This is a genomic window from Microbacterium sp. 13-71-7, assembly GCF_002257455.1.
Lineage (GTDB): Bacteria > Actinomycetota > Actinomycetes > Actinomycetales > Microbacteriaceae > Microbacterium.
The window spans coordinates 1-6,149 of record NZ_NCKN01000234.1 but is presented as its reverse complement, the minus strand read 5'-3'; the positions used below and the strand labels follow the sequence as shown (position 1 = coordinate 6,149).

The 6,149-nt window shown below is 71.7% G+C and carries 7 protein-coding genes; 1 reads left to right on the top strand and 6 read right to left on the bottom strand.

Going from position 1 to position 6,149, the window contains the following annotated elements; all coding sequences use genetic code 11:
• The 6 genes from B7X32_RS17455 to B7X32_RS17430 all read right to left on the bottom strand — a co-directional run.
• The coding region (locus tag B7X32_RS17455; RefSeq protein ID WP_292722512.1) for a hypothetical protein at positions 1–219 on the bottom strand (219 nt) is incomplete at its 3' end.
• A gap of 10 nt (positions 220–229) precedes the next feature.
• Positions 230–1,753, bottom strand: a complete 1,524-nt coding sequence (locus B7X32_RS17450; protein ID WP_292722509.1) for an aldehyde dehydrogenase family protein — start codon at positions 1,751–1,753, stop codon at positions 230–232.
• Positions 1,750–2,919: an amidohydrolase gene (locus B7X32_RS17445; RefSeq protein ID WP_292722505.1), complete on the bottom strand. Its 1,170-nt coding sequence runs from the start codon at positions 2,917–2,919 to the stop codon at positions 1,750–1,752. Before B7X32_RS17445 ends, B7X32_RS17450 begins: the two co-directional genes overlap by 4 nt.
• Complete coding sequence (locus B7X32_RS17440) at positions 2,912–3,583, bottom strand: DUF1028 domain-containing protein (protein ID WP_292722502.1); 672 nt, start codon at positions 3,581–3,583, stop codon at positions 2,912–2,914. Before B7X32_RS17440 ends, B7X32_RS17445 begins: the two co-directional genes overlap by 8 nt.
• Positions 3,580–4,008 (bottom strand): RidA family protein, encoded by a 429-nt coding sequence (locus tag B7X32_RS17435; protein ID WP_292722499.1) that lies wholly within the window; start codon positions 4,006–4,008, stop codon positions 3,580–3,582. The genes B7X32_RS17440 and B7X32_RS17435 overlap by 4 nt, the downstream gene beginning before the upstream one ends.
• 1 nt (position 4,009) lies before the next feature.
• Positions 4,010–5,290: an NAD(P)/FAD-dependent oxidoreductase gene (locus B7X32_RS17430; protein WP_292722496.1), complete on the bottom strand. Its 1,281-nt coding sequence runs from the start codon at positions 5,288–5,290 to the stop codon at positions 4,010–4,012.
• A gap of 112 nt (positions 5,291–5,402) precedes the next feature.
• On the opposite strand from B7X32_RS17430, the gene B7X32_RS17425 reads away from it, so the two are divergent.
• On the top strand, positions 5,403–6,149 hold a 747-nt coding region (locus tag B7X32_RS17425), incomplete at its 3' end, for a LysR substrate-binding domain-containing protein (protein ID WP_292722493.1).

The window sequence follows — 6,149 nt, the reverse complement described above, 5'->3', positions numbered from 1 at the left end:
GCTCAGCGCCATCGCCAGCACCGACCCCCAGGCGCGCGGCGAGGGCGCCGCTCGCCCCGGACGCAGGCAGAGCCCGCAGGCCGCTGCCAGCGCGAGCATCGCCGCTGCCGGCGCGGACGGGGCGCGCACGAGCAGCAGGGCGTGCACGATCACGCATCCGGCAGAGGTCGCCAGGAAGACGGCCTGGAGCACCCGGCCGGGCGATGGCATCACGATCACGAGGGGCTCCTCAACCGTGCTGGAACCAGGTCGTCTTCCAGTCGGTGTAGTTGTCGAGCGCATGCCGGGAGAGGTCGCGTCCGAAGCCGGACTGGCCGAAGCCGCCGAACGGCGTGGTGAGGCCCAGCGCGTCGACGGTGTTGACGGAGACCGTCCCGGCGACGAGCCGGTCCGCGACGCGGTGGGCGCGACCGAAGTCGCCCGTCCACAGCGACGCCGCGAGCCCGTACTCGGTGGCATTCGCCAGGCGCACCGCCTCATCCTCGTCGTCGAAGGCGAGCACGGCCACGAGCGGGCCGAAGACCTCGACGCGGTGCAGGTCGTGATCCGCGCCCAGCCCGGTGACGATCGCCGGACGCAGGTACGCGTCGGATCCCGTGAACGTCACGCGTTCGCCCCCGTGCACGAGGTCCCCGTCGGTCGCCGCCTGCGCGATCGCGCGACTCACGTCATCCGCATGCGCCCGGCTGATCAGGCTGCCGTTGCCGGCGGATCCCGCGAGGGGGTCGTTCGGCTCGTAGGCGAGAGCGGCGTCGGCGAGCAGCGCCACGAACTCGTCGTGCACGGCGCGCTGGATGAGGATCCGGGAGTTCGCGGAGCACACCTGTCCCTGGTTGTAGAACGCGCCGAATGCGGCCTTGGCCGCCGCGAGGGGGAGGTCGGCGTCCGCGAACACGAGGTTGGCGCTCTTCCCGCCCGCCTCGAGCGCGACGCGCTTCATGTTCGACTGGCCGGCATCGACCATGAGCTGCTTGGCGACGGCGGTGGACCCCGTGAACGCGAGCACATCGATGCCGGGGTGCCGCGCGATCCGGTTGCCGACGACCGAGCCGCGGCCCGGCACGACGTTCAGGACACCCGCGGGGATCCCCGCCTCGAGTGCGAGATCCGCGAGCCGGAGCGCCGTCAGCGAGGTCTCGGCGGCCGGCTTGTGCACCACGCTGTTGCCCGCCGCGAGCGCCGGGGCGAGCTTCCAGGCCGCGATCTCGAGCGGATAGTTCCACGGGGTGATGGCGCCGACGACGCCGAGCGGAACTCGACGCACCAGCGCGGTGGATCCGGGAGGGGTGGCCGGGATCTCGCCGTGGCGCTTGTCGGCGAGCTCCCCGTACCAGCGGAAGGTCTCGGCGGCGCCTGGCACGTCGACGGTGCGGGTCTGCGCGATCGGCTTGCCGGAGTCCAGGGTCTCCAGCAGCGCCAGCTCGTCGAGGTGGGCGAGAATCAGGTCCGCCAGCCGCACGAGCGCGGCGCCGCGCTCGGACGCGCCGATCCGACTCCAGACTCCCGATGCGAACGTCGCGCGGGCGATCGCGACGGCCCGGTCGACGTCGACGACGGTCCCGGCGGCGAGGTCCGTGAGCGGGCGCAGCGAACCGGGGCTCACCACCGCGATCGTGGCGCCGTCCTGCGCCTCGACACGGTGACCGTCGATGACCGCGCGGCCGTCGATCGAGAGCTCGGCGGCGCGCGCGGTCCAGTCGACGGCGCCCCCGTCGAGGGGGACCGGGGTGGCGGTCAAAGGGGTGGCGGTCATCGGGGGTCCTCCTCGTTGCGGGCGACGACGTCGATCGTCGTCCATGCCATGAGCACCGCGGCGTCCCGCAGGGCGCGTTCGGCGGCGGGTCCGACGCAGGCCGCGGCGAACTCCTTCTGGTGGTTGCTGTAGGGCAGCGAGTCCACGCCGATGTACGGGTGGATCGCGGGAACGAGCTGAGACACGTTCCCCATGTCGGTCGATGCCCGGTTCATCCGCCCTGCGTCGGCCGGGTCCGCGAAGACGCGGCCGCGAGCGAGGGCGTTGGCGCGGTATGCGGCGAGGGCCGCCTCGTCGGTGCGGAACTCCGCGTACGGCTTGCTCTCCGGCGTGATCGTGAGGCTCGCGCCGGACGCGAGCGCTCCGGCCTCGAAGCAGCGATTCACCCGCTCCTCGAGCACGGCGAGCGCGGCGAGCGAGTCGGCGCGGACATACCAGCGGCCCTCGGTGCGCTCCGGGATCGCGTTCGGGGCATCACCGCCGACCGTCTGGATGCCGTGCACGCGCGTGTCGGCGGGGAGCTGCTGGCGGAGCAGACCGAGTGCGACCTGCGCGACCAGGAACGCGTCGTTCGCGTTGACGCCCTGATCGGGATAGGCGGCCGCGTGCGCCGACACCCCGTCGTAGGCGATGTGGCTGTGCGAGACGGCGAACGGGCGCGCTTCGGCGACGTCGACCGGCGCGGGGTGCACCATCAGCGCCAGATCCAGATCGGTGAACGCCCCCGCCTCGATGAGTTCGATCTTGCCGCCCCCGCCCTCTTCCGCGGGGGTGCCGTAGACGCGCACCGTGATGCCGAGTTCGTCCGCGAGAGGTGCGAGAGCGAGAGCCGCCCCGACCGCGCCCGCGGCGATGAGGTTGTGCCCGCAGGCATGACCGAGTCCCGGCAGGGCGTCGTACTCCGCCATGATCCCGATCACGGTGGATCCGCTGCCCGTCTCGGCGAGCAGGGCCGTCTCGAAGCCGAGGTACGCGCGCGTCACGCGGAATCCCGCGGCCTGCAGGGCGTCGCCCACCCACGCTGCCGCACGGTGCTCCTGCCAGGCGGTCTCGGGGTGCGCGTGCAGACGCTCCGACAGCGCGACGAGGTCGGACTCGGCGGCGAGCACCACGGCCTCGGCGCGCGCCTTCCAGGCCGCGACCTCGCGGCCGGTGACCTCACTCATCGCCCGGGACGCCGTACGACGGGGCGGCAGCGGGGTTCTGTCCGCGCAGAACGTAGTCGTCCCGCTGCGGGAGCCAGTGCTCCACGAGCGCGGCGAGCTCCGCGACGGGATCGGACTCCGTCCAGTCCACGCGCAGATCCGTGACGCGCCATCCCGCGTCACGCACCACGGACAGCCCGGCGGAGTGCACCGGGCCCGCTTCGCCGCCCGCGGCGGAGCCGGCCTGCAGAGCGGCGAGCAGGCGGACCTCGAGATCGCCGGCGGTGGCGGAGAAGGCGTCGACCATCCGGCGCGGCACGTCCTCCCCGGCGAGCATGTTGCCGCCAGCGGCGACGCCGTCCCCGATCGCGTGGCCGTACACGCCCAGCGCGTTCGCGCCGGAGTGCGCGGCGGCCCGGCCGGCGTCGTCGACGACGAGCAGCTGGCGGAACCCGATCTGCGGCGTCTCCGCGACGAGCGCGTCGAGCGCCTCCTGCGCCGACGCCCCGGCCGCCAGGGCCGTGAGCAGCGCCGGCCCCAGCCGTGGATCGGTGACGTTCTGCGAGTTCACGCCGCCGACGCCGTCGACGAGGTGCACGCAGCGCGCGGCGACCGCCGGGGAGGACGAGGAGATCGCGGATCCGAACGCGCCGGTGGCGTCGCGCGCGACGATCGAGAACGTCATTCCTGGGCTCCCGAGCCGCTGAGCACGGCGGTCGCATCGATCTCGACGAGCCATTCCGGGCGGGCGAGGGCGCTCACGACGAGGCCGGTCGAGACCGGGAAGACGCCCTCGAGCCAGCGGCCCATCACCCGGTAGACGGTCTCGCGGTAGCGCGGATCGACGATGTAGACGACGACCTTGACGATGTCCGCGAGCGACGATCCGGCTTCCCTCAGCAGCATGTCGATGTTCGCCATCGCCTTCTCGGCCTGCGCTTCCACGTCGCCGATGCCGACCGATTCGCGGGAGTCCAGATCCTGGCCGATCTGGCCGCGCAGATACACGACGCCGTTGGCGACGACGGCCTGGCAGAGATCGTTGGAGAGGTTCTGCTCCGGGTAGGTGTCCTTGGTGTTGAACGGCCGGATGCGGGTGTGGGTGGGCATGTCAGTCTCCTGCGGGGACGAGGGCGAGAGCGGAACGGGCGGCGTCGTGCGCGGCGTATCCGCGCTGGATGGCGATCTGGTCGGCGATGAAGCGCGCGTCGTGCCAGACGCCCCACAGGAAGCTGGATCCTCGACGGGACTGCCACGGCAGGCCGAGGAAGTAGACGCCGGGCTCGCTGGACACGCCGCGCTGGTGGCGCGGCCGGCCGTCACGGTCGAAGGCGTCCACGGCCAGCCACGAGTAGTCGAGTGCGAAACCGGTGGCCCAGACGATCGTGGTGATCCCGCGATCGGCGAGGTCGAGGGTGCGGATCGGATGCGTGAGCGACTCCGGATCGGCCCCGATCAGACGCGCTTCCGGCTCCTCCGGCAGATCCAGGCCGTTGCGGGCGACGTACGCATCGGCCTCGTCGAGCACGGAGAGGTGGTTCGCGTCTCCGGCGGCGATGTTGCGGGCGAGGTCGTCCGCGAAGCGCATGACGCCGTCGGCATACGTGCCTGCCCGTCCGAGCAGCGTGATCCCGGTGGCGGCGAGCTCGCGGAAGTCGACCGTGCGCCCGCCGTGCGCGCCGCTGACCGCGATCGTCACATGCTCGGCCCCGGCGGGCGGCGTCGCCATGTCCCACTTGCCCAGCACGCCCAGCCACCAGCAGAAGTCGCGGCCGCGGTAGCGCCGCGGGGGCCGGTCATGCGGGCCGACGGCGAGGTAGACCTCTCGGCCGGAGCGGCGCAGCTCGTCCGCGATCTGCACGCCCGATGAGCCGGCCCCGACGACGAGGACGGCCCCGGCGGGCAGCTCGCCCGGGTTGCGGTACTGGTTCGAGTGGATCTGATGGACGCCGGCATCCTCCGGCACCACCGCGGGGATGACCGGGCGCTGGAACGGCCCTGTCGCCGCGACCACCTGCTGCGCGTCGATCGTGCCCATGCTCGTCTGGATCCGGAACCCGGGGCGTCCGTCCTGCCGTTGGACGCGGGTGACCTCGACGCCGGTCCGGATCGGCGCGTCGTACTTCTCGGCATAGGCGACGAGGTAGTCGGCGACCTGGTCCTTCGTCGCGAACGAGTCGGGATCGAGGTCGAACTCGAGTCCGGGGAACCGATCGTGCCACGCGGGCCCGTTGGCGACCAGCGAGTCCCACCGCCAGGAGCGCCAGCGCTCGGCGATCCGATCCCTCTCCAGCACGACGTGCGGCACATCGGTGCGGGTCAGGTGCTCGCTCATCGCGATGCCCGCCTGCCCTGCGCCGATGACGACGACGTCCACTTCTTCGTGCGACATTCGGTCCTCCTGCGATCCTGGGTGTCGTGGTTCCATCGTTTCGAGCAGATGTGAATCTGTACACTTCAGAGAACTGACGAATCGCATCTACTCAGTTGATACAGTGGGCGGCATGGCACGCCTCAGCGGACCCGATCTGACCCTCGTGCAGCTGCGCTACTTCGTCGCCGCCGCGACGAACCGGTCGATGACCGAGGCGTCCCTCGATCTGCACGTGGCGCAGTCGGCGGTGTCGACCGCGATCGGGCAGCTCGAACGATCACTCGGCGTCCAGCTGTTCGTGCGGCAGCGCAGCAAGGGCCTCGCGCTCACCGACGCGGGGGAGCTGCTGCTGCGCGACGCCCGGTCCTTGCTCGCGCAGACCGATGAGATGGTCGACACCGTGCGCGGGCGGCATCACCAGGTGCGCGGCACGCTGCGACTCGCGTGCTTCGTCACGCTCGCGCCCTTCGTGCTGCCCAAGCTCATCTCGCGCGTCGAGCAGGAGCATCCGGATCTGCGGATCGAGATCATCGAGGCGGACGCGGACACCACCACTCAGCTGCTTCTGAGCGGTGCGGTCGAGGGCGGCATCGCGTACGACTTCGGCCGGGTGCACAACCTCACGTTCGATCCGCTCTTCTCCGCGCCGCCGCATGTGGTGCTGGCAGCGGATCACCCGCTCGCCGGGCGCGATGCGATCCACCTGGCGGAGCTCGCCGCGCAGGAGCTGGTCCTGCTCGATCTTCCGGCGTCGAGGGAGTACTTCCTCGATCTGCTCGCCGAGGCGGGTGTCGAGCCGCGCATCCGGTACACGTCGCGCAGCTATGAGACCGTGCGATCTCTGGTCGCGCGCGGGCATGGCTATTCGATCCTGAAC